This is a genomic window from Polaribacter aestuariivivens, from assembly GCF_005885675.1.
GTDB lineage: Bacteria > Bacteroidota > Bacteroidia > Flavobacteriales > Flavobacteriaceae > Polaribacter > Polaribacter aestuariivivens.
Map to the genome: position 1 here is coordinate 584,484 of NZ_VANR01000001.1, position 25,173 is coordinate 609,656.

Annotated in this window: 21 protein-coding genes; 17 read left to right on the forward strand and 4 right to left on the reverse strand. The window is 28.8% G+C overall.

The features are described from left to right. Window positions 1-5: 5 nt before the first annotated feature. The gene (locus FDT66_RS02615) at window positions 6-1,220 is read left to right on the forward strand and encodes a carboxypeptidase-like regulatory domain-containing protein (RefSeq protein WP_138534588.1); all 1,215 of its coding nucleotides are present in this window, start codon (window positions 6-8) and stop codon (window positions 1,218-1,220) included. Window positions 1,221-1,249: 29 nt separating this feature from the next. Here the strand turns inward: FDT66_RS02615 and FDT66_RS02620 are convergent, their stop codons facing one another. Further along, window positions 1,250-2,491 carry a glycosyltransferase gene (locus FDT66_RS02620; RefSeq protein WP_138534589.1) on the reverse strand — a complete coding sequence of 414 codons (1,242 nt, stop codon included), beginning with the start codon at window positions 2,489-2,491 and terminating at the stop codon, window positions 1,250-1,252. Beyond that, window positions 2,492-2,965 (reverse strand): heme-binding domain-containing protein, encoded by a 474-nt coding sequence (locus FDT66_RS02625; RefSeq protein ID WP_138534590.1) that lies wholly within the window; start codon window positions 2,963-2,965, stop codon window positions 2,492-2,494. A 136-nt stretch (window positions 2,966-3,101) separates the two neighbouring features. Here FDT66_RS02625 and lpdA point away from each other — a divergent pair, with 136 nt between their 5' ends. The 8 genes from lpdA (at window position 3,102) to FDT66_RS02665 (ending at window position 12,134) form a co-directional block, all read left to right on the forward strand. Continuing rightward, on the forward strand, window positions 3,102-4,502 hold the full coding sequence (lpdA, locus tag FDT66_RS02630; RefSeq protein WP_138534591.1) for a dihydrolipoyl dehydrogenase: 1,401 nt from the start codon (window positions 3,102-3,104) through the stop codon (window positions 4,500-4,502). Between the two features lie 148 nt (window positions 4,503-4,650). Then, the gene (gene rsgA, locus FDT66_RS02635) at window positions 4,651-5,613 is read left to right on the forward strand and encodes a ribosome small subunit-dependent GTPase A (RefSeq protein ID WP_138534592.1); all 963 of its coding nucleotides are present in this window, start codon (window positions 4,651-4,653) and stop codon (window positions 5,611-5,613) included. Window positions 5,614-5,619: 6 nt separating this feature from the next. Next, window positions 5,620-6,072 (forward strand): D-aminoacyl-tRNA deacylase, encoded by a 453-nt coding sequence (gene dtd, locus FDT66_RS02640; RefSeq protein ID WP_138534593.1) that lies wholly within the window; start codon window positions 5,620-5,622, stop codon window positions 6,070-6,072. Continuing rightward, window positions 6,072-6,722 (forward strand): TatD family hydrolase, encoded by a 651-nt coding sequence (locus tag FDT66_RS02645; protein WP_138534594.1) that lies wholly within the window; start codon window positions 6,072-6,074, stop codon window positions 6,720-6,722. The genes dtd and FDT66_RS02645 overlap by 1 nt, the downstream gene beginning before the upstream one ends. After that, the gene (locus FDT66_RS02650) at window positions 6,719-7,432 is read left to right on the forward strand and encodes a tRNA threonylcarbamoyladenosine dehydratase (protein WP_138534595.1); all 714 of its coding nucleotides are present in this window, start codon (window positions 6,719-6,721) and stop codon (window positions 7,430-7,432) included. The genes FDT66_RS02645 and FDT66_RS02650 overlap by 4 nt, the downstream gene beginning before the upstream one ends. Before the next feature lie 79 nt (window positions 7,433-7,511). Beyond that, window positions 7,512-8,147 carry a YceI family protein gene (locus FDT66_RS02655; protein WP_138534596.1) on the forward strand — a complete coding sequence of 212 codons (636 nt, stop codon included), beginning with the start codon at window positions 7,512-7,514 and terminating at the stop codon, window positions 8,145-8,147. A gap of 96 nt (window positions 8,148-8,243) precedes the next feature. Continuing rightward, the gene (locus FDT66_RS02660) at window positions 8,244-10,166 is read left to right on the forward strand and encodes a DUF3857 domain-containing protein (RefSeq protein ID WP_138534597.1); all 1,923 of its coding nucleotides are present in this window, start codon (window positions 8,244-8,246) and stop codon (window positions 10,164-10,166) included. 6 nt (window positions 10,167-10,172) lie between these two features. Further along, window positions 10,173-12,134 (forward strand): DUF3857 domain-containing protein, encoded by a 1,962-nt coding sequence (locus FDT66_RS02665; protein ID WP_138534598.1) that lies wholly within the window; start codon window positions 10,173-10,175, stop codon window positions 12,132-12,134. 58 nt (window positions 12,135-12,192) lie between these two features. Here the strand turns inward: FDT66_RS02665 and FDT66_RS02670 are convergent, their stop codons facing one another. Continuing rightward, window positions 12,193-12,819, reverse strand: a complete 627-nt coding sequence (locus tag FDT66_RS02670) for a CPBP family intramembrane glutamic endopeptidase (protein ID WP_138534599.1) — start codon at window positions 12,817-12,819, stop codon at window positions 12,193-12,195. 4 nt (window positions 12,820-12,823) lie between these two features. Beyond that, on the reverse strand, window positions 12,824-13,282 hold the full coding sequence (locus tag FDT66_RS02675; RefSeq protein ID WP_138534600.1) for an Lrp/AsnC family transcriptional regulator: 459 nt from the start codon (window positions 13,280-13,282) through the stop codon (window positions 12,824-12,826). Window positions 13,283-13,439: 157 nt separating this feature from the next. Here FDT66_RS02675 and FDT66_RS02680 point away from each other — a divergent pair, with 157 nt between their 5' ends. The 8 genes from FDT66_RS02680 to FDT66_RS02715 all read left to right on the forward strand — a co-directional run bounded on the left by FDT66_RS02680 (window position 13,440) and on the right by FDT66_RS02715 (window position 25,160). Then, window positions 13,440-14,639 carry an aminotransferase class I/II-fold pyridoxal phosphate-dependent enzyme gene (locus tag FDT66_RS02680; RefSeq protein ID WP_138534601.1) on the forward strand — a complete coding sequence of 400 codons (1,200 nt, stop codon included), beginning with the start codon at window positions 13,440-13,442 and terminating at the stop codon, window positions 14,637-14,639. 90 nt (window positions 14,640-14,729) lie between these two features. Next, window positions 14,730-15,947 carry a hypothetical protein gene (locus FDT66_RS02685; RefSeq protein WP_138534602.1) on the forward strand — a complete coding sequence of 406 codons (1,218 nt, stop codon included), beginning with the start codon at window positions 14,730-14,732 and terminating at the stop codon, window positions 15,945-15,947. A gap of 21 nt (window positions 15,948-15,968) precedes the next feature. Next, window positions 15,969-17,282 (forward strand): anthranilate synthase component I family protein, encoded by a 1,314-nt coding sequence (locus FDT66_RS02690; protein ID WP_138534603.1) that lies wholly within the window; start codon window positions 15,969-15,971, stop codon window positions 17,280-17,282. A 21-nt stretch (window positions 17,283-17,303) separates the two neighbouring features. Beyond that, a complete protein-coding gene (locus FDT66_RS02695; protein WP_138534604.1) occupies window positions 17,304-17,540 on the forward strand; it encodes a hypothetical protein in 237 nt (78 codons plus the stop codon). 23 nt (window positions 17,541-17,563) lie between these two features. Further along, the gene (gene tilS, locus FDT66_RS02700; protein WP_138534713.1) at window positions 17,564-18,868 is read left to right on the forward strand and encodes a tRNA lysidine(34) synthetase TilS; all 1,305 of its coding nucleotides are present in this window, start codon (window positions 17,564-17,566) and stop codon (window positions 18,866-18,868) included. A gap of 57 nt (window positions 18,869-18,925) precedes the next feature. Then, window positions 18,926-20,305 (forward strand): TlpA family protein disulfide reductase, encoded by a 1,380-nt coding sequence (locus FDT66_RS02705; protein WP_138534605.1) that lies wholly within the window; start codon window positions 18,926-18,928, stop codon window positions 20,303-20,305. Window positions 20,306-20,320: 15 nt separating this feature from the next. Beyond that, window positions 20,321-22,288, forward strand: coding sequence for a protein-disulfide reductase DsbD family protein (locus FDT66_RS02710; protein ID WP_138534606.1), 1,968 nt, complete (start codon window positions 20,321-20,323; stop codon window positions 22,286-22,288). 292 nt (window positions 22,289-22,580) lie between these two features. Further along, window positions 22,581-25,160, forward strand: coding sequence for a phosphoenolpyruvate carboxylase (locus FDT66_RS02715; RefSeq protein WP_138534607.1), 2,580 nt, complete (start codon window positions 22,581-22,583; stop codon window positions 25,158-25,160). Window positions 25,161-25,173: the final 13 nt, after the last annotated feature.

Genomic DNA, 25,173 nt, shown 5'->3' on the forward strand with positions numbered 1-25,173 from the left:
AAAACATGAAATACCAATTTCTATGGTTCTTTTTGCTCATTTCTAACTGTATTATAGGGCAAACTATAATTACAGGAACTGTTTTCGAAAAAAACAATCCTTTAGAAGGTGCTGCAGTGTATTTAAATAATACCATGGTTGGCACTACAACAAATGCAAAAGGTGTTTTTTCATTAAAAGTAAAAGAAGGCAAACATGAGTTAATCATTTCTTTTTTAGGTTATAAAACCATCAATTACAATTTAAATACATCAACTTATAAAAAACCTCTTTCTTTCACTTTAGTAGAAGCAGAAAATACGTTAAATGAAATTTTTATTGGAAAAACAAAATATGATGATGAATGGAAATACAATCTCAAAAACTTTAAAAGAGAATTTATTGGACAAACAACATTGGCTGAAAATTGTAAAATATTGAATCCAAAAGTATTACATTTCGAGTTTGATGCAAAAAATAATATTTTAACTGCTTTTGCTAGAAAGCCACTACAAATTAAACACAAAGATTTAGGCTACAAAATCACATACGATTTAGAAAGTTTTATTATCAATAAAAAATATGTAACCTATTTAGGCTATTCTCGCTACGAAAATTTAAAAGGAAGTAAAAGAAAGCAACGAAAATGGAAAAAAAACAGGCTCAAGGCATATAATGGTTCTTCCATTCATTTTTATCAATCTTTATTAAAAGGAACTTCTTATGTAGATGGTTTTATCATTAATTTGTTTAAAAGAGTACCAAACCCAGAAAGACCTAGCGAAGAAGAAATTAAAAAAGCGAGGGAACTCGTAAAATTAAATCGCTCAGTAATTAATTTTTCAGCTAAAATTGAAAAACCAAAATCTGCTATAGATTCTGCTTTATTAGTTTTAAGAAAAGTACGCTTGCCAAAATTTATTGATTATTTATACGAATCTAAAGCGCCAATAAATAAAATTATTACTAAAGAAAATGGTGTTTATAAGCTAATTTTCGAAAACAACCTTAGTATAGTTTATACCAAAGAGCTCGAAGAAAAAGGGTATATTCTTAGAAATGCTTTTAGCAAAATAAGAAAAGCATTGCCACAAACCTCTTCAATAATTCCCGTTAAAAAACCTATTTATTTAGATAAAAATGGATTATTAATAAATCCGTTAGCAGTTTTTTACGAAGGATACTGGTCTTATGAAAAATTTGCAAATACGCTACCTTTAGATTATGTTCCTTTGAAATAAGTTTATAGTCTTTAGTAGGCAGTTTTATATTACTTTTTATTTTTCGCCTCAATCCATTTACTCATATATTTTGTAGCTTGTAAGGTTTGATACTGCAACAAGCTTCCCATAAAATTATTCGTTCTATGATTTTCTAAATGATATTGAATTTTTTCTATTTTATTGAAAAATAAGTGTCCGTTTTTTTCTTTGCTGTAAATATTGTTGATAATGTTTACTCCGTTATTTTGAGCAATTTCCCAAGTTTTTTTCTCTAAATATAATATAATTGCTTTTTTAGAAAATTCAATAAAATCATCTTCAACAAAACCATTCCAATACAAATCTTCACTCATTCCTTCTACTCCAATTGAAGTGGTTACACTTGGCGTTCCACAAAGCATAGCTTCTGTTAACTTTCCTTTAATTCCTGCCCCAAAATTTATAGGTGCTAAAACCACTTTTGCATTGCCAACAACTTCATTGGCATCTTCAACAAAACCTTTAATAATAAAACCTTCTTTTTTATTGTGTAGCTGTTCTATTTGCTGAGTTACATAAGCACCATAAATATGAAGTTCTGCTTTTGGCAATTGCTTTCTAACCTTATTCCAAACTTTATTTTTCAAAGTTAAAACAGCATCTACATTTGGTTTATGAAAGAAGTTTCCAATAAAAATAAAGTGCTCTCTTTTTTCAAAATTTTTCCATTTAAGTTGATGAGTTTTATCTATTTCATCAAAAAGAAAAGGTAAATATATTAGAATAGATTCATCAATTTTGAAAGTGTTTTTCAATAACTCCATTTCAAAATTAGAAATTATTAAAGACAAATCGCATCTTAAAATAGAAGCAATTTCTCTTTTTGTAATGTCTTGTCTCAGCAGTTCATCAATAGAAAAATCTATGTTCTTTTTTAAACAGACTTCTCTTGTTTTGCGCAAACAGTGTAAATCTTCTGTATCTAAAATTCGAATTCCTTTTGGGCAGTTTTCTGCAACTCGCCAACCAAATTGTTCTTCCATCATAAAACGATCGAACAATACAATTTCTGGTTGCAAATCTTTTACAAAAATGTCGAAAGAAACATTATTTAATTCAATAGAAACTTCGTCAATTTCCAAAGTTTTTAAATCGATTGCCTTTTCGTTTTTGATTGAAGGCGAAGCAAAGGTAATTTTATAATCTCGTTCTAAAAACTGATGGATTAACTGCAACATTCTCTTTCCTGCAGCAGAAGAATTGGGTTCTACCCAAACATAACCAATTATTAATAACGATTTTTTTTGCAATTATTCAGCTTGCATTTGAAGTTTATAATCTGCCTGTACTTTTTTACCCCAAGCAACAACTGCAGCAATTTGTTCTGGCGTTAAATTCGCATTAGAATGTGTGTATGTGTAAGACTCTAAAGGCATTTCTCCTTTTTCTACTTCCTCATGTAATTCGTCCATTTTATGCTCTTTTCTTTTTAGAGAATATTTACTCCACTCAGAAAAATTCAAATGCTTTTTACCATCTTTAATATGGTCTGCCAACCAATAATTTACTGGTGTAATTTTATCGTACCAAGGATACACTGTTTTGTTGCTATGACAATCGAAACAAGTAGTTTCTAATATTTTCTTTACATCTTCTGGCGGATTTGTTTCTGCAAGAAAAGTAGATACAGAAGCTAAATCTCCATCATTTTTTTCTGGTCCAAAAAACTGAGCGATTATAAATATTACAAGTAAAACTAAAAGTACTTTTTTAAGAATTTTCATTGGTAAAATATTAAGATAATTTATGGTGGTAAAACTACGTAATTCTCACTTTATTCTGTAAAAATATCCGTATTTTTGTCAACTATATTTAAAATTTGAACCGAAAGGTTATCAAAAAGTAAAAATAAAGGTACTTATGAAATACGATATTATTGTAATTGGTTCTGGTCCTGGAGGATATATTGCTGCAGTTAGAGCTTCTCAACTTGGTAAAAAAGTCGCAATTATAGAAAAATATGCAACTTTAGGTGGAACTTGTTTAAATGTGGGTTGTATTCCTTCAAAAGCATTGTTAGATTCTTCACATCATTATTACGATGCTGTAAATCATTTTGAAGAGCATGGAATTACAGTAGAAACTCCGAAAATAGATTTCGGAAAAATGATAGAGAGAAAAGCAAAAGTAGTAGAAACAACTACTGGAGGAATCAAATACTTAATGGACAAAAACAATATTGATGTTTTTGAAGGTTTAGGTTCTTTTGAAGATAAAACACATGTGAAAATCACGAAAAATAATGGTTCTTCAGAAACAATAGAAGGTACAAATATTATTATTGCAACTGGCTCAAAACCATCTTCTTTACCTTTTATTAATATCGATAAAGAAAGAATTATTACTTCTTCAGAGGCTTTAAAATTATCGGAAATTCCTAAAGATTTATTGGTAATTGGTGGTGGTGTAATTGGTTTAGAATTAGGTTCTGTATACAAAAGATTGGGTGCAAATGTTACTGTAATTGAATATATGGATAAGATTGTACCAGGAATGGATGCTGATGTTTCTAAAGAATTACAAAAAGTTTTAAAGAAACAAGGTGTTAAGTTTGCTACAAGTCATAAAGTAAGCGCTGTTGAAAGAAATGGCGATACAATTACCGTAAAAGCAACTGATAAAAAAGATAGAGAAATTGAATTTTCTGGAGATTATTGCTTGGTTTCTGTTGGTAGAAAAGCATATACAGAAGGTTTAGGTTTAGAAAAAGTTGGTGTGGAAGTAAATGAGCGCGGACAAGTTTCTGTAAACGATCATTTACAAACCAATATTAATAATATTTACGCAATTGGCGATGTTGTAAAAGGTGCAATGTTAGCACACAAAGCAGAAGAAGAAGGTGTTGTTGTTGCTGAATATTTAGCTGGCGAAAAACCTCATATTGACTATAATTTAATTCCTGGTATTGTTTACACCTGGCCAGAAGTTGCTGCAGTTGGTAAAACTGAAGATGAATTAAAGGAAGCAAAAGTTGATTATAAAGCTGGTAAATTTTCGATGAGAGCTTTAGGTAGATCTCGTGCAAGTGGAGATATTGATGGTTTTGTAAAAGTGTTAGCAGATAAAAATACCGATGAAATTTTAGGAGTTCATATGGTTGGCGCAAGAGTTGCTGACTTAATTATGGAAGCTGCTGTAGCAATGGAATACAGAGCATCTGCTGAAGATTTAGCAAGAATTTGTCATGGTCACCCAACATATTCAGAAGCAGTGAAAGAAGCTGCAAAAGCGGCTTGGGATGGAAAACCGTTAAACGCATAATCAGCTTATATTATAAAAAATGATAAAAACCTTTTAAGTTAGAGCTTAAAAGGTTTTTTGTTATATATAAATTTCCTAAAGTTTAAAATTTATGGCAATTTTTACCCTATTTTTCTTAATTCAATATTAATTCTGCATCTTTGTATTAATGGTAGGAATCGTTTACAAATCCACAGGTAGTTGGTATCACATAAAAGCTGATAATGGAAAATTTTACGAATGTAGAATTAAAGGAAAGTTTAGAATAAAAGGTATTAAAAGTACCAACCCAATTGCTGTTGGTGATAAAGTAGTATTTGATATTGAAAAAAAGGGAGATGAAGAAACTGGAGTTATTAAAACTATTTTAGATAGAGATAATTTTATTGTTCGTAAATCTGTAAATCTTTCCAAACAAACACATATTATAGCAGCAAATATAGATCAGGTTTTTCTGTTAATTACAATAAACAACCCACCAACATTTACCACTTTTATAGATCGTTTTTTAGTTTCTACAAGAGCATATAGAATAGATACTGTTTTGGTTTTTAACAAAATAGATTCTTATGAAATTGAAGAAAGAGCAGAAATTATGTATTTAAAAGATATTTATACAGCCATTGGTTACAAATGTATTGAGGTTTCTGCAACCCAAAACATTAATATTGATAAAGTAAAACATTTAATGGTAGGTAAAACCTCTATGTTTGTTGGTCATTCTGGTGTTGGAAAATCTACTTTGGTAAATGCAATAGAACCAGTTTTGGAGCTAAAAACTAAAGAAATTTCAGACCAACACAAACAAGGTCAGCACACAACCACATTTGCAGAAATGTTCGACCTAAGTTTTAACGCCAAAATTATAGACACTCCAGGAATTAAAGGTTTTGGTGTGGTAGATATTGATAAATATGAACTAGGAGATTATTTTCCAGAATTTTTTGCTTTGAAGCAAGATTGTAAATTCAATAATTGTTTACATTTAAAAGAACCACATTGTGCTGTTAAAGAAGCCTTAGAAGATGAAAAAGTATCTTGGTCGCGCTACAAAAGTTATCTTCAAATTATAGAAGGAGAAGAAGAAACTGAACATTTTAGAACAGATATTTGGAATGAAGACGACAATTAAAAAACCATGAAAACTGTAATTCAAAGAGTTTCAAAAGCAAGCGTAACTATCCATAAAAATAAAGTTGCCGAAATTGAAGCAGGACTTTTAATTTTACTTGGAATCGTACCTGAAGATACCCAAGAAGATATTGATTTTTTGGTAAGAAAAATTGCAAACCTCCGCATTTTTAATGATGAAAACAATGTAATGAACAATTCATTATTAAACATTAATGGTGAAGCAATTGTAGTAAGTCAATTTACATTACATGCAGCTACAAAAAAAGGCAACAGACCTAGCTACATTAAAGCTGCAAAACCAGAAATAGCAATTCCTTTGTACGAAGATTTTATAAAAACATTGGAAAAAGAACTGAATAAAAAAGTGCAAACTGGTACATTTGGTGCAGATATGAAAGTGGAATTGTTAAATGATGGTCCTGTTACAATCATTATCGATTCAAAAAATAAAGAATAATGAGTTTGGATTTTATAAACATCCATACACACAAAAAAATTGCTAGTAAAAACGTATTTTCAATTGAAAATAAATATCCAAATTCGCAAAACTTTTCTCACCCTTTTTCAATCGGTATTCATCCTTGGTTTATCAATAAAAATAGTATTGATGAAGAACTACACATCATTGAAAACAAAATAATACACGAAAACTGTTACGCATTAGGTGAATGTGGTTTAGATAAGTTGATAGAAATTGATTTTAAGCTTCAGAAGGAAGTATTTATCAAACAAATTCAAGTATCAGAAAAACACAAAAAACCATTAATAATTCATTGTGTTAAAGCGTTTCAAGAAATTATTGAGATAAAAAAAGAACTCAAACCAAAACAAACTTGGATTGTTCATGGGTTTAATAAAAATTTTCAAATTGCAGATAACTTCATAAAAAATAACATACTGATATCCTTTGGAGAAGCAATCATTAAAAATGAAAAATTACAAAAAGTAGTGGAAGAAATTTCTATAGATAATTTTTTTTTAGAAACAGACGATTCCGAAGTTGATATTGAAACAATTTATCAGAAAACTTCAATTATAAAACATATTGAAATGGAAGAACTTCAACAAAAAATTAAAAATAATTTTAAAAAAATATTTAACACATGAGTTGGTTAGAACGTACAGAACTATTAGTACAAAAAGAAGGTTTAGAAAAATTAAAAAAAGCCAATATTTTAATAGTCGGTTTGGGTGGTGTTGGTAGTTATGCTGCAGAATTTATAGCTAGAGCAGGTGTTGGCAAAATGACTATTGTTGATGGTGACGTTTTTGATGAAACCAATAAAAACAGGCAATTACCAGCATTAGATTCAACTATTGGAAAACTAAAAACTGAAGTTTTAGCAAGCAGAATTAAAGAAATAAACAGTGAAATTGAATTAACAATGCTAACCGAATTCTTATCACCAGAGAGAGCATACGAAATAGTAACAAATAAATTTGATTATGTTTTAGATTGTATAGATAGTATTACACCTAAAATAAATTTAATTGTTGCAGCGAGAAGAAAAAAGGTGAAAATTATTTCTTCAATGGGTGCAGGAGGTAAATTAGATGCTACCAAAATTAAAGTAAAAGACATTTCTAAAACTAAAAATTGCACGATGGCAAGAGTTTTAAGAAAACGCTTAAAAGATCGTAAAGTAGATAAGGGTGTAAAAGCAGTGTATTCAGAAGAAGTTCAAATCTCTAAAAGTGTAAAAATTACAGATGGTACCAATTACAAAAAATCTTATTATGGTACTATAAGCTATATGCCTGCAGCTTTTGGACTACAAGCAGCAGCACATGTAGTTAATTTTATCTTAAAAAAGTAAAAAATAGTTTCCAAGGGAAATAAATTCATTGTATATTTGCCACGGAAAATAATTCCAATAATCAATTAATTAAAATAACATGAAAAAAATAATTTTATCATTAGTAGTTGTAGCATCTATTTTAACAGGATGTAAAGGCGAAAAGAAAGAAAAAGTAGAAACTAAAGAAGAAGTAATTGTTGAAGAAGTTGCTGATTTAAATAATGTTGACGTTGAAAACTCTGTAATTACTTGGAAAGGTACAAAGCCAACAGGAGCTCACAATGGAACAATTATGTTAAAAGAAGGAACTTTAATTGTTGAAGATGGAAACTTAACAGGTGGTGAATTTGTGGTTGACATGTCTTCAATTAAAAACTTAGACATTCCACAAGATAAAGAAGGAAATGCAAAATTAGTAGGTCACTTAACATCAGCAGATTTTTTCGATGTTGAAACTTACCCAACTTCAAAATTTGTAATTACAAGTGTTGAAGAAAAAGATGACAATATTCACGTAACTGGTAATTTAACAATTAAAGACGTTACAAAAAGCATCACAATTCCAGCAATGTTATCAACAGAAGGAGATACAACTACTTTTAAAAGCGAAACTTTCACAATTGATAGAGCAGATTTTAATGTAAAATATGGTTCTAAGAAATTTTTCGACAACTTAAAAGATAAGTTTATTGACGATTTAATGGAAATTTCTTTTACCGTAAAAACAAAATAAATAGCAACCTAATATCTTTTTAAAGATTCACAAAAGCTCAAAAAAATTATTTTTTTTGAGCTTTTTTTTTATATTTGAGCTGCTATACATTTTTGCATGATAAAGAAACATTTTCCCCTCAAATTAGTTGTATTATTATTTTTACTATTTTCTGTTGACATTACTTTCAGTCAAGACGATATTTTACCTTCAATTCTAATACCTTCCAAATTAAAAGAAAATGCAAATGCTGTTGTTAGAAACGCATCTATAGAAATTACTATCGATGATTTTGACAAAATGATTGTTAAAAAAAGAGAAGTTGTAACTGTTTTAAACAAACTAGGAAACGTAGATGCAAGAATAGCAGAAGCTTATGATGAAGATACGAAAATTACAGATTTATCTGCTACAATTTATGATGCTTTTGGAAAAGAAATAAAAAGATATAAAGAACGTCATTTTGAAGATGTAAGTGCTGTAGATGGAGGTACTTTATATTCTGACTCTAGAGTTAAATACGTTAATTACACACCCATTTCATACCCGTACACTTTGGTTTTCGAATCTGAGTACAAAACTTCTACAACAGGTTTTATTCCTTTGTGGTTACCTGTAAATGGATATTTTGTTGCTGTAGAAAATAGTACTTATAAAATCAACAACCCAAACAAAATTCCTTGGAGATTCAAAAAAACAAACTTTAAGGGTTTTCCTATAGAAACTAAAGAATCTGAAACTGAAATTACCTACTCTATAAAAAATCAACCAGCCTATAAATACGAAAACTCAACAGTTCATTACAGAGAAATTTTACCAAAAGCAGTAATTACGTTAAACAAATTTGCTTTAAAAGGAGTTACTGGTGAATATAAAAATTGGAAAGAGTTTGGTTTATGGATGAATACAAAACTTTTAAACGGAAGAGATGTTTTAAACCCAAGTACCATTGCCAAAGTAAAATCACTAGTTCAAGGAGTTGAAAACCCGATAGAAAAAGCAAAAATCGTTTACAAATTCATGCAAGACAAAACGCGATACATTAGCGTACAAGTTGGTATTGGTGGTTGGGAACCTATTGCTGCAAACGAAGTAGATAAAGTTGGTTATGGAGATTGTAAAGGACTAACAAATTATACAAAAGCTTTATTAAAAGCTGTAGGAGTTACAGCATATTATACAGTTGTTTATGCAGATGAAAAACGTGATATTGATAAAGATTTTTCTTCCATGCAAGGTAATCACGTAATTTTAAACATACCAAATGAGGGTAATGATATTTGGTTAGAATGCACAAGCCAAACCATACCTTTTGGTTTTCTGGGTGATTTTACAGACGATAGAAATGTTTTAGTCGTAACTCCAGAAGGTGGTGTTATTAAAAGAACATCAACTTATAAAGATAAAAAAAACTTACAAACCACTGTTGGTGAAATCAAATTAAGAAAAGATGGTTCATTAAAAGCAACTTTAAAAAGAGTTTCCAAAGGTTTACAATATGATGATAAATCTGGTTACGAAGGTTATACAGATGAAGAGCTTTACAAAAGCTACAAAACAAATGATTGGAGTTATAATAACAACTTAGAAATTGAATCAGCAAAATTAACTAACAACAAAACTGATGTTGTTTTTACTGAAGAAATTGAAGCTTCAATAAAAAACTACGCAACAATAAACGATACCGAATATATTTTTAGAGTAAATGTTTTTGGAAGAAACAGTTATGTACCAAAAAGATACAGAAAAAGAAAACTTCCCTTAAAAATATATCGTGGATATAAAGATGAAGATACTTTTACCATAACAATTCCTGAAGGTTATAATTTACAATCGTTACCTCCAGAAAAAGTAATCACATCAAAATTCGGAAACTATAAAGTAAATATTTCTAAAATAGATAACTCCTCATTTAGCTATCACAGAACGATATCAATAAAAGAAGGTGTGTATCCTAAAGAAGACTACGAATTGTACAGAAGCTTTAGACGAAGTATTGCAAAATATGAAAATATAAGAATCGTAATAACCCCAAAATAAATAAAAATGAAAAAGATTATTTTCACACTGTTTTTAATGAATCAAATTGTAATATTAGCACAAGATTACAAATTTGGAAAAGTATCAAAAGAAGAACTAACAGAAAATTTTTATCCTTTAGATTCTACTGCAGATGCTGCTTATCTTTATAAAAGTAGAAGAACATATTTCGATTTTTCAGTAAGCAGTGGCAATTTTCAATTGGTTACAGATTTTCACGAAAGAATAAAAATTTACACAAAAGAAGGTTTCGATTTTGCAACAAAATCTGTCGTTTATTATAATCCAGATAGTGGAGAAAGTGAGACTGTTAGTTCTATTAAAGGATACACATTTTATTTAGAAAATGGTAAAGTAAAAAAAGAGAAATTATCTAGCAAAAGTATTTTTAAAGATAAATTAAGTAAGTTTAATAGCGTAAAAAAAATTACAATGCCAAATATTAAAGAAGGTGTCGTAATAGAATTGCGTTATAAAGTAATATCTCCTTACGCAACTAGTATAGACGATTTAGAACTTCAATTTGGTATTCCTGTAAAAAAGCTACATTCTCAAGTAGAAATTCCAGAGTATTATGTGTTTAATAAAAAAAGTATTGGATACCATCATATAAAAATGGAAACAGATTCTAAGTCAGGTAGGATAGGAAATACAGGATACAGAATAAATGTATATGAATTTAATGACACAAATATACCTGCTTTAAAAGATAACGAGCCTTACATAAGTAGTGTAAAAAACTACAGAGGAGGAATGAGTTTTGAACTTACGCAAACAAATCTATTAAGTATTGGAGGAGGTATTGAAAGTTTTTCCAATACTTGGGAAAATGTAAGTAAAAAAATATACAAGAGAAGCAGCTTTGGAGGAGAGTTAAGCAAATCTAGTTATTATAAAGATGATTTAGAAACAATTTTAGCAACTGCAAAAACAGATTCAGACAAAGTTATTTCAATCTTCAAATTTGTAAAAAATCAAATTAAATGGAATGGATATTATGGAATTTACTCAGACAATGGAGTTAGAAAAGCTTATAAAGAAAGAGTAGGAAATGTAGCAGATATCAATTTAATGTTAACAGCAATGTTACGTTCTGCAAACTTAAACGCAGATCCTGTTTTAGTAAGTACAAGAACAAATGGAGTTCCGTTTTTCCCAACAATAGATGGTTTTAATTATGTAATTTCTTTGGTAGAATTTTCTGCTGGTGGTTTTATGTTATTAGATGCAACTGAACCTTTTAGTTCACCAAATATTTTACCAAGAAGAACTTTAAATTGGAATGGTAGAAGAATTTCAAAAAATGGAAATTCATCTTGGATAAGATTAACTTCATCTACTACAGCAGCGCAAGAAAACAATATTATGATTAATATTTCTGATGATTTAAAAGTAAAAGGACTTTTAAGAACTAAGTTTTTTAATTTAGATGCGTTAACATATAGAAGAAATCACAATCATTTAAATGAAGAAGATATAATTACCAATTTAGAAGAAAAATCTAACATCGAAATTGAAGATTTTAAACTGGTAAATAAAAAAGCTGTTGAAAAACCAGTTATTAGAAACGTAAAATTTAGTAGTGAAGATTTAATTGAGAGTATTAATGGAAAACTTTACATAGAACCTCTACTGTTCTTATCTCAACATAAAAATCCTTTTAAATTAGAAGAGCGTAAATTTCCTGTAGATTTCACTTCTCCTTGGTCTATTAAAAACGTAGTTTCCATAAAACTTCCAAAAGGGTATAAAGCAGAAAATTTACCAGAAAGTTTAGCAATAGGTTTACCAGAAAATTTAGGCGTTTTTAAATTTCAGGTTACAGAAGCTGCTGGTAAAATTAATACCATATGTGTACTACAATTTAACAGTGCTATTGTTGCTCCACAACATTATAGTGCACTCAAAGATTTTTACGGAAAACTGGTTAAAAAAGAATCAGAAAAAATTGTGCTTGTAAAAATTTAATTTTAAAAATAACATCTTAAAAAGTCCGAAGTGAAAATTTCGGACTTTTTTAATTTTATTAAGTTGGAAAACCCAACATACTTCCCATACCAACAGTAAAAAGCCAACAGCCATAAAGTGCGTGTTCTATTGAAACTAAAAACGTTGATTTTGTTTTATTGTAAGTAATTGCAAACAACAAACCACCAATAAAAGTAATTGCAATTACAATGCTGTTTTTAAAAAAAAGATGTGCTAACGAAAATAAAATAGCATTTATAAAAATAAATAAACGTTCATTTTTAAATAAGTTTTTATAACGTTTAAAGTAAAAAGTTCTATAAAGTAATTCTTGAGGATATACTGAAAAAGCAGCATAAAAAAACAAAATTAAAAGCCACTTTATTGGTTTGTGTAAAACAACATTAAAAAAACTATCATTGTCAGTAAACCATACAAACAAAGTTGTTACTATTGCAATTACTAAAAACTTTAAAAAAGTCGTTCTCCAAAAGTCTTTCCAATGAATATCTTTTCTAATTTTAAATTGAATTTTTTCAACCTTAAAAAGCACATACAAAACATACACAAAACCCAAAACACCAATACTTAATTTTAAAATTGGCAAATAATTAATCGTAAAACTAATAGGAATTAGTACAAACAAGAAAAAAAGCTCTATGAGTTTATAATTTACAGTTTTCATAAAATCAAACATTTATAGATGTTGTATTTTTCACTTTACCAATTGTAAAAATACTATGTGTACTTCCAATATACTTTATGGCAGTTAATTTGGTAACCATAAAATCACGATATGCATCCATATCTTTTACATAAATTTTTAAAACATAATCATAATCGCCACTAACATGAAAACATTCAGAAACTTCTTCCAATTTTAAAATTTCACGCTCAAATGTAATTACATATTCTTTTGAGTGCTGTACCAATTTAATGTGGCAAAAAACTAAAAAAGATTTTTCAATTTTATTTTTATTGATGATAGCCACATACTTTTCAATCACTTTTTCTTTTTCTAATTTCTTAATACGCTCATAAACTGCAGTTACAGATAAATTTAACTGAAGAGAAAGTTGTTTTGTGGTTTGTTTGCTATCCTTTTGAAGCAAATTAATTAGTTTTTTATCCGTTTTATCTAGTGTCATAATTAAAAATTTTCTAAAATAAAGAAAAGAGATGTTTAAATATAGTTTTAAAAACTAATATATTAAATTAATATAGAATAAAAATCTATATTAAACCCTAAGTATTGATATAAATTCTAAGTAAAGCTATTTTTACATAAAATTAAAACATTTAATTATGAAATTCAATCCTGCAGATAAAATTCAAGATTTACAATATTTTGGTGAATTTGGTGGAGTAAATCCTTCAATTTCAGATTCTTCAACGTACACATTTCTTTCCGCAAAAACAATGTTTGATACTTTTGAAGGAAATGCAGATGGTTGTTATTTATATTCACGTCATTCATCGCCTTCAAACTTATATTTAGGTGAAGCTTTAGCTGCAATGGAAGGTACAGAAACTGCAAACGTTTCAGCTTCTGGAATGGGCGCAATTACACCTGTTTTAATGCAATTATGTGGTGCTGGAGATCATATTGTTTCTAGCAGAACCATTTATGGTGGTACGTATGCTTTCTTAAAAAACTTTACACCAAGATTTGGAGTAGAAACTTCATTTGTAGATATTACAAAATTAGAAATTGTAGAAGCTGCAATTACCAAAAACACAAAAGTTTTGTATTGCGAATCTGTAAGCAATCCTCTTTTAGAAGTTGCTGATATAGCTGGTTTATCCAAATTAGCAAAAAAACACAACTTAACATTGGTGGTAGACAATACGTTTTCACCATTATCCATTTCGCCTATAAAACTTGGAGCAGATATTGTATGCCACAGTTTAACCAAATTTATAAACGGTTCTTCAGATACTGTTGGTGGTGTAGTTTGTGCATCACAAGAATTTATAAACGATTTGCGAAACGTAAATAGTGGTGCAAGTATGTTATTAGGCTCAACTATGGATTCTTTAAGAGCATCATCAATACTAAAAAATTTAAGAACGTTACATATTAGAATGAAACAACATAGTTTTAACGCTTCTTTTTTAGCCGAAAAGTTTGAAAAAGATGGTTTAAAAACAGTATATCCAGGTTTACAATCTCATCCTTCACACAACCTTTTTAAAAGTATGATGAATACCGAATATGGTTTTGGAGGTATGTTAACTATTGATGTTGGTTCGCTAGAAAAAGCAAATGAATTAATGGAGCTTATGCAACACAAAAACTTGGGTTATTTAGCTGTAAGTTTAGGTTTTTACAAAACATTGTTTTCTGCTCCAGGAAGTTCAACATCATCTGAAATACCAGAAAAAGAACAAAAAGAAATGGGTTTAAGTGATGGTTTAATTCGTTTCTCTATTGGCTTAGATGCTCATATAGAAAGAACATACCAAATGATGAAAACTTGCATGAAAGAAGTTGGTGTTTTATAACTTTATTGTAATATAAAACGTCTTTCAAAAATTTGTGTATTTAAGTTTTGTGACATCTTAGCATTTTAAAACTTTGCGTATTTTTACCAAATGCAAAAGAAGTTTTTCTTTCTTTCATACATTTTATTTTCTCTTTTTTCCTTCGGACAAAAGCAAGATTCTATTTCTTTAAAAAACGGAATAGACAAACCAAGCATGTTACCAATACATCATTTTGGGTTGTTTTCTGCTAGAATAAATCAAAACTTTAAAGTTCGTACACCAGAAAAAACTACTGTAATTTTTTCCCTTTCTAGCGCAAATACATTTCATCCGTTTGTAGAAATGTATTTACCAAAAGATGAAGCCACTAGAAATCAACTGCGTGAGCAAATTTGGTTTAATAGAAATTTTTATAGAGACCAACAAAGCACACCTGCTGAATATGAGAATATTATTATTGATGCCGTTTTTAAAAATTTTAGAATCGATTTTAACACCAAAATTGCTAAAAACCACGAAATTGGTATTACACTTCGCTCCTATTTAGTTACCAAAGGAAAATATCCGTTTTCATTTTTTACAAGTGATGAAACGATAGAGTGGTTTCATAGCAATATTGCTGGTGGAGAAGATCCTTTCGGACGAAAATATTATGGTTTGAACCAAGTACATGTTCGTTATCAAGATAGAAATGGAAAAAAATTAGAATTAAAAGATGGTCAATTTATTTTTGCAGGAATTGAGGTAAATCATTTTTACTATCCAAATTTTATCAAACTTAAAAAAAGAAATATTTCTGTAAATTTTGGATCTCATTTAGGTATTAATACTTCTAAAGAAAATCCTTCTATAGATTTTGGTTTTTCTGGAAATATTGTAAAAAAATGGATACTAAAAAACACAAATGAAATAAGAACTGCATTTGGAACTGCCATTTTAACAAGAAATATTATAAATTTTAAAGAAAACGTTCAGCTCGGAAACAACAAATATTTGGGCAGTTTCGAAGCAATGTTAGAGTACACAAAATACACTCGCAAGGGAAACTACCATTCAATTTCTGCAAATTATCAAATTCAAACAAGTTTTAGCAAACAAGACGAAGCCAATTATTATCAATTGGTAGGTAAATGGCAAGAAATTCATTCTGGTTGGCAAAACGGATTTGAAAAACTGTACGATTACCAATCTGCTTGGAGTTGGATTTACACCTATGGTAGAAAAAACTACAACTTTTCTATATATTTAAAAGAAGATTTATCATTAAATAATTCTCCAGATGTACAAACAGGAATCAGTTTAAAAATTCCTATTTCTAACAAATAAGATTTGTATTTTTGTACAAATATGCAAAGAACCATTCGTACTTTTTCTGTTGACAATAGTAAGCATTTCAAACAAAATTTATTGTATTGGAGCCAAAAATTTACAACTGCACTTTGGTTAGATTCTAATAATTACGAACAACAATATACCAGTTTTAATGCTGCTTTAGCCGTAGAAGAATTTACTGCCATCAAAACAGATTATAATAACGCTTTTGAAAAACTAAAAGAATATCAAACTATTACAAATGATTATATTTTTGGATACATTTCTTACGATGTAAAAAATGATGTAGAAAAACTACATTCTAATAATTTTGATGGTTTACAATTTGCTGACTTGTATTTTTTTCAACCTCAAAAATTAATTTTCATTAAAGAAAATTTTGTAGAATTTCACTATTTAAAAATGGTAGATGATGAAATTGAAATTGATTTTGTTGAAATTTCTAAAAACACATCGCAATCGAAAAATCTTAAAAGTGAAAAATCTAACTCCGAGGTTAAAATAAAACTAAGAATTCATAAAGATGAATATCACAAAAAGGTAAACAAAGTTTTAGAGCATATAAAAAGAGGTGATATTTATGAAGCTAATTTCTGTCAAGAATTTTATGCCGAAAATTCAACTATAAATCCTATAGAAGTTTACAAGCATTTAAACGAAATTTCTGAACCTCCTTTTGCTTCTTTTTTGAAGATAGATCATCAATATGCATTATGTGCTTCACCAGAAAGATACCTTAGAAAAGAAGATTTAAAAATAATTTCACAACCCATCAAAGGAACTGCAAAAAGGTTGGTAAGTAAAATTGATGATGAAAAAATTGCAGCAGATTTAGCTAGAGACCAAAAAGAACAAGCAGAAAATGTTATGATTGTAGATTTGGTAAGAAATGACTTATCTAAAACCGCTACAAAAGGAAGTGTAAAGGTTGAAGAATTGTGCAAAGTATATTCTTTTAAACAAGTGCATCAAATGATTTCTACAGTAGTTTCTGAAATTGAACAAAACACACATCCTGTAGATGTTATTAAAGAAAGTTTTCCAATGGGAAGTATGACTGGAGCTCCAAAAGTTTCTGCGACGAAAATCATAGAAAACCTTGAAGAAACCAAACGTGGTTTGTATTCAGGTGCCATTGGCTATTTTACACCAACTAACAATTTTGATTTTAACGTAGTAATAAGAAGCATTTTATACAATGAAGAAAAAAAGTACGTTTCATACTCTGTAGGAGGTGCAATTACAATAAAATCTTCTTCAGAAAAAGAATATGAAGAGTGTTTATTAAAAGCAAAAGCAATGAAATATGTTTTATTAAACTCTGAATAATTTTTTAAAAAATAGCTTTAAATGATTCCAAATAAAGAAATACTTTTTCAAAAAACATATGAAAGTTTAACTGAAAAACCTGGTGAACAAAATATGTTTAATAAATTTTTAGAATTGTATCCTGCTGAATGGAAACAATTAAAAATTGCGTTTTCAAAATTTAACAGAAGCAAACAATTTGGTAAAACAATTCCGTTACCAAAACCCGAAATGTCTTTAAGAAAAGAGATAAGAGTTTGGTTGAAAAAGCAACGTTAAAAAACCTTACTTTTGATACTGAAATGCAAAACAAATTTAAAAACCATATATATAAAAACCTTCCTTTTTTAAAGGATAAAAAACTATTGATTGCAATTTCTGGAGGAGTAGATTCTGTAGTTTTAGCACAACTTTTAACAACCTTAAATTTTACTGTTTCTTTAGCGCATTGTAACTTTCAACTTCGAGGCTTAGAAAGTGATTTGGACGAAGAATTTGTAATTAATTTAGGCGAAAAACTAAATTTACAAACGTTTACAACAAATGTTTTAATCAATCCTAATGGTTCAATTCAGCTAGCGGCAAGAGAGTTTAGATATGAGTGGTTTCAAGAACTCATTGAAACACATAATTTCGATTTTGTTTTAACAGCACATCATGCAGATGATATTTTAGAAACATTTCTTATCAATTTAACACGTGGTTCTGGGTTGGATGGTTTTACAGGGATTCCAGAAATAAATGGAAATATTATTCGCCCTTTATTACCCTTTTCTAGAGAGGAAATTAAAGCATATGCTACTTCAAATAATATTTCTTGGCGAGAAGATCAAAGCAATGCTTCCACAAAATATGTTCGTAATAAAATAAGACATCAAATTGCGCCAGTTTTAAAAGAAATTAACCCCAATTTGTTAACTTCTTTCGCTAAAACTATTGATAATTTAAAAGAAAGTAAAGAAATTATTAATGACAGAATTAAAGATGTTGTTAAAGAAATTACTACTGAAAAAGACGGTATTTTAAAATTTGAAATTTCTAAAATTCAACAATTAAAAAACCCAAAAGCCTACTTGTATGAAATTTTAAAAAAATATCAATTTACAGAGTGGAATGACGTTTTTAATTTACTATCAGCACAATCTGGCAAACAAATTTTATCTGAATCGCATATTTTATTAAAAGACAGAAACTTTTTAATTTTATCTGATAGAGATTTTGAAATCGCACAAGAACCCTCCTATTTTATTCACGAAAACACTAAGGAAATTAAAAGTCCAATTCAGTTAACTTTTGAAGAAGTTACTCAAGAAAACAAACAACATAAAAACACTATATATGTTGGTGCAGAAAAATTACAGTTTCCATTAATTGTTAGAAAATGGGAAAATGGCGACTATTTTTATCCTTTAGGAATGCAAGGAAAAAAGAAGCTAAGTAAATACTTTAAAGACGAAAAACTATCACTCTTTGAAAAGAAAGACTTATGGTTACTTTGCAACTCAAAAAATGAAATTATTTGGGTAATTGGTAAAAGACAAGACCAAAGATTTGTATCAAAAACAGCCTCGAAAAATATAAAAATAACCCTAATAAAACATAAATAAAAAAGGTTTTTGTACCTTTAAAACTTTATAAAACTTTAACCAAAAACAAACTTAATTATGAAAAATTTATGGCTCTTCATAGCAGCAATAGTAATAATATCTTGTAAACCAGAGAAAGAAATAGATTATTCACTTATTTCTGGTAAAATAGAAAATACAGATGCAGAAAAAATAACCATTTATAGTCAATTTGATACAAGCCAAAAAACAGAAATTAATATTGCAGCAGATGGTACTTTTAGCGATACTTTAAAAATGAATACTGACTTTTATCTGTTTAGAGAAGGTAGAAACATGACGGTTTTATACGCTCCAAATGGAAGTGATGTAAACATTACTTACAACGCAAAAGAAAAAGACTCTACAATAACTTTTAAAGGAAACACAACTGCCATTAACAATTATTTAATTGAAAAAAATCGTCTTTCAAAAGATTTAATAAGTGACAACAAAACACTTTATTCTAAAGAGGAAGCAGCTTTTAAAGAAGAATTATTAGCAGCGAAAAGCGCTAAAGAAAACCTACTTGTAAAAACAGATGCAATTCCTGAAGATTTTAAAACAAAAGAAGAAAAAGATATTAATTACGAATATTTAGCAACGCTTAACAATTACCCTTCTTATCACGGTTATTATGTTGGAAATAGAGATTTTAAAGCTTCAGAAAATTTTCTTGATGAACTAAAAAATGTAGAGATTGAAAATGAAAGTGATTTTCTTTACTCTACATATTACAGAAGTATTGTTGGTTCTAAGTTAAGAGATAAAGCAAATGATTTGGTAGAAAAAGATTCAACCTTATCTAGAGATATTGCTTATTTAAAAGCAATATCAGAATTAAAAAACCAGACAATAAAAAACAAACTTTTGCTTGAAGATGCCTTGTATGGAATTACTTACACAGATAATTTAGAAGAGTATTATGCGATTTTTTCTGAAAATTCTACAAATGAAAAAAACAATGAAAAAATAGCAGCAGATTATAAAAAATTAAAATCTTTAGCAAAAGGAAATCCTTCTCCACAATTTACGGATTATGAAAACAATGCAGGTGGCACAAAATCGTTAAGCGACTTAAAAGGAAAATATGTTTATATAGATGTTTGGGCAACTTGGTGTGGACCTTGTATTGCCGAAATTCCTTCTTTGAAGAAAATTGAAAAGGAATTTCATGACAAGAATATTCAATTTTTAAGTATTTCTATCGACGAAGAAAAAGACCATGATAAATGGAAAAAAATGATTGTAGATAGGGAGTTAGGTGGTATGCAATTAATGGCAGATAATAATTGGGAGTCTCAATTTATAGAAGATTATATGATCAAAGGAATTCCACGTTTTATTTTGTTAGATCCTCAAGGAAATATTGTTACTGCAAATGCTCCAAGACCTTCTAACGAAAAATTAGTAACCTTATTAAACGAATTAGACATATAAAAGTTTAAAGTTATAATGAAGATTTTTTTTCCCTTTTTCATATTTTTCATTGCTTTTACAGGATTTTCACAAACAGAAAACAATCCTATTGTTTGGAACTCTTCTATCAATAAAATTTCAGAAACTGAATATGATGTAGTTCTAAAAGCAAACTTATTACAAGAGTGGCATTTGTATTCGCAATACAATCCAGAAGGCGCTTCACAACCATTAGAAATTGTAATTCCAGAAAACAAAACTGGTTACGAATTAATTGGTAAGGCTATAGAAAGTGAAACTGTAAAAGAGTTTTCGGAAATTTGGGAAAAGGAAGAAATTTTCTTTAAAGATAATGCAACCATAACTCAAAGGGTAAAAATCACAGATACAAGCATTACCTCAATTACAATAGATGTTTACGGGCAAGTTTGTAAAGAAGCATGTATTCAGGTAGAAGAGTCTTTTTCTTTTGCATTGGATGGGAAAAAGCTAGAAAAAATAACTATTGTTTTAAATTTTAAAAGTAAAAAATTAACTCAAAATTTAAAATTAGATTTAAAAAACACAGCTTTACTAGAAGTAAAAACAGATAACTCTGATACAGGTGATTCTCTTTTTAATATTTTTCTATTAGGTTTTGTTGGAGGTTTGTTAGCGCTTTTAACACCATGTGTATTTCCAATGATACCATTAACGGTTTCGTTTTTCACAAAACAATCTCAAAGTAAAAGAAAAGGAATTTTAAACGCCATTTTATATGGTGTTTTTATTGTAATAATTTACATTCTATTAAGTGTTCCTTTTCACTTAATTGATGGCTTAGACCCAAATATATTAAACACCATTTCAACAAATATTTGGTTGAACATTTTCTTTTTTGTCATTTTAGTGTTTTTTGCATTTTCTTTTTTTGGTTTTTACGAAATAACACTGCCAAGTTCTTGGGGAAACAAGATGGATTCTGCCTCAAATGTTGGAGGTTTTATAGGGGTGTTTTTCATGGCACTAACTTTAGCAATTGTATCATTTTCTTGCACAGGACCAATTTTGGGTTCACTTTTAGCAGGTTCTTTAGGTACAGTTGGTAATCCTGCATTTCAACTTTCTGCGGGTATGACAGGTTTTGGACTAGCTCTAGCACTACCCTTTGCATTATTTGCTTTGTTTCCTAACTTACTAAACTCTTTACCAAAATCTGGTGGATGGTTAAATACCACCAAAGTAATTTTAGGTTTTTTAGAACTAGCTTTCGCTTTTAAATTCTTGTCAAATTCAGATTTAGTTGGTCATTGGGATTTTTTAAAACGTGAAATTTTTATTGGTATTTGGATTCTGATTTTCTTAGGATTAGCATTGTATTTATTAGGTAAAATAAAATTCCCTCATGATTCTCCAATTAAAAAACTATCGTTTTTTAGAATTTCTTTTGGTGTTTTAGTAATTGCATTTGTAATTTATTTAATTCCTGGAACTTTTAAAAATCCAACTTGGAGCTTACATTCATTAAGCGGTTTTCCTCCTCCACAATTTTATAGTATTTACGAACAAGAATCAGACTGTCCTTTAGGTTTAAACTGCTATAAAGATTTTGATGAAGGCTTAAATGCTGCAAAAGAAACCAACAAACCCATTTTATTAGATTTTACAGGTTGGGCTTGTGTAAACTGTCGTAAAATGGAAGAAAATGTTTGGAGTAATCCAGAAATTTATTCAATTTTAAAAAACGATTATGTGTTAATTTCTTTATATGTTGATGATAATGAAAAAGAACTTCCAGCATCAGAACAGTTCGATTTTGTAAAAGCAAATGGAAAAGTTAAAAAAATTAAAAGTTATGGTGATAAATGGTCTACTTTCCAGGTTTTAAATTTTAAAAATGCATCTCAACCATATTATGTGTTAATGAATGCTGATTTAGAAATTTTAAACACTCCACAACAATATACAGATATTGAAACCTACAAAAATTGGTTAGAAAAAGGGCTGGATAATTTTAAGAAGTAAATGTTTTAGGGATAAAAACAGTAAATTATACATTTATAATTTACAAAAAATATTACACCAATATTTTATAAAAGGTTTTCAGTAAAAATATACTGAATTGTTTTTTTAAGATTCACTTACCTCAAGAATTTGACATTATTTAAAAAACAAGAAATATATGCAGCTATTTTATTTTCTTTAAATTTCCCCTTTTATTTATATCGTTTTCGTAAATAAATAGGCAATTATTAAGAAAAAAACAAGTTCTGTAACATCACTTTTTTGTAGCTTTACCTTATAAAATATACAAAAAATGTCTGCATTACCTAAACTTTCTCGTTTTAATGAAAATGTGTTGTCAAAATACCAAATTTACAACAGTATTTTTATGACTTTACCTTTTGATACTATTAACAATACTGGTGTTTTACTACCTTTATTTCATGAAGTATGTAAAAAAGGATTTGAAGAGGGTAAAAATCCTACAGAAATTGTAGAAACGTTTTTTAAAAAATACCAAGAAAACCCTTCTGATAAAGAAAAAACTGATTTATTATTTCGATTCATACAATATATAGAGCGTCAAGTTGTATTATTTGATGCCATTGAAGATGCAGCTTTTCCTGTTGTAAATAATATGGATGGTATTGGAACGCTAAGAAACTCAAAAGAAACAGCCATTTTAGGAGATAAAAAAGAAGAACTAAAAGCCTATTTAGAAGAGTTTAAAGTACGTGTAGTTTTAACTGCACATCCAACACAATTTTATCCAGGATCTGTCTTAGGAATCATTACAGATTTAGACAAAGCAATTCAAGAAGATGATTTGTTATTGATAAAAAAATTACTTGCACAATTAGGAAAAACACCATTTTATAAAAAAGAAAAGCCATCGCCTTTTGATGAGGCTGTGAGTTTGATTTGGTATTTAGAAAATGTATTTTATGAATCTGTAAGTAAAATTTACAACTACATCCAAAACAACATTTATGATGGCAATCCTATGGATAATGAAATCATAGATCTTGGTTTTTGGCCAGGTGGTGATAGAGATGGAAATCCGTTTGTTACTACAAAAATCACATTAGACGTTGCTGAAAGATTACGTCAATCTATTTTAAGAAATTACTACAGAGATGTAAGAAGGTTAAAAAGACGCTTTACTTTTGATGGTGTTCAAGAAATTTTAACAAGAATTGAAAAAAGACTATACAAACACGTTGTAAGAAGTTATAGCAAGGTAAATTTTTCACAAAAAATTCTTTTAGAAGAGTTAGCAGCTGCTAGAGAAATTGTAGCGACCAAGCATCAATCTTTATTTATTGAAGAATTAGACGATTTTATTAATAAAGTAAGAATTTTTGGTTTTCATTTTGCAACACTAGATATTAGACAAGATAGTAGAGTACACCATAAAGCATTTACACAAATTGTAAAAGACATGCAACAAATTGGTGACACTACATTTCCAGAAAACTATCTTCACCTCTCAGAAAAAGAACAAATAGAAATACTTTCGGTTGTAAAAGGAAATATAGACGCCAATATTTTAACTGATGAAATTTCAGTAAAAACGATAGAATCCATGTACGCTTTAAAAGAAATACAAGCAAGAAATGGAGAACGTGGTGCAAATAGATACATTATTAGCAACAACCAAACTGCTTTAAATGTTATGGAAACATTTGCCATGTTAAATCTTTGTGGTTTTGAAAACGAATTACCTGTAGATGTTATTCCACTTTTTGAAACTGTAGAAGATTTAATTAATTCGGAAGATGTTATGAGAACTTTGTATTCTAATAAAGTATACAGACATCATTTAGCGAAAAGAAAAAATAAACAAACCATTATGTTAGGTTTTTCTGACGGAACAAAAGATGGTGGTTATTTAATGGCAAATTGGGGTATCTTTAAAGCAAAAGAAGCACTTACCAAAATCTCTAGAGAATTTGATATTGAAGTTATTTTCTTTGACGGACGTGGAGGACCACCAGCAAGAGGTGGAGGAAAAACGCATCAATTTTATGCCTCTTTAGGGCCAACTATTGAAGACAAAGAAATTCAATTAACCATTCAAGGTCAAACAATTAGCTCTAATTTTGGTACTAAAAACTCAGCACAATACAATTTAGAACAATTATTGAGCTCTGGTATTAAAAATGATATTTTTACGAAAGATCAATTAAACGATAATCATAGAAAACTAATTGACGATTTAGCTAAAACAAGCTATAAAACTTATGTTGATTTTAAAAATCATCCAAAATTTTTACCGTACTTAGAAAAAATGAGTACACTAAAATACTACGCAAAAACAAATATTGGTAGTAGACCTAGCAAACGTTCTAATTCTGATACTTTAGATTTTTCTGCACTAAGAGCCATTCCATTTGTTGGGAGTTGGAGTCAATTAAAGCAAAATGTACCAGGTTTTTTTGGAGTAGGAACTGCTTTAAAAAAATATGAAGACGCCAATCGTTTTGACGAAATTGTTGAGTTTTATAATGCTTCAGATTTCTTTAAAACACTTTTAGAAAATAGTATGATGAGTTTAACAAAATCTTTTTTTGAACTAACTGCATACATGGCAAATGATAAAGAATTTGGTGAGTTTTGGAAATTGATTTATGAAGAGTTTAAAACTACTAAAAGACTCTTATTAAAGTTAGCTGGTCATAAAGAATTAATGGAAAATTTCCCTGTAGGAAAAGCATCTATTGAAATTAGAGAGCAAATTGTTTTACCACTATTAACCATACAACAATATGCTTTAAAGAAAATTCAAGAACTGCAAAAAAACGAAGATAATTCTGAAGAGTTAGAAGTTTTTGAAAAAATGGTGATGCGTTCCTTATTTGGAAATATTAATGCGAGTAGAAACTCTGCATAAAATATTTAAAAAA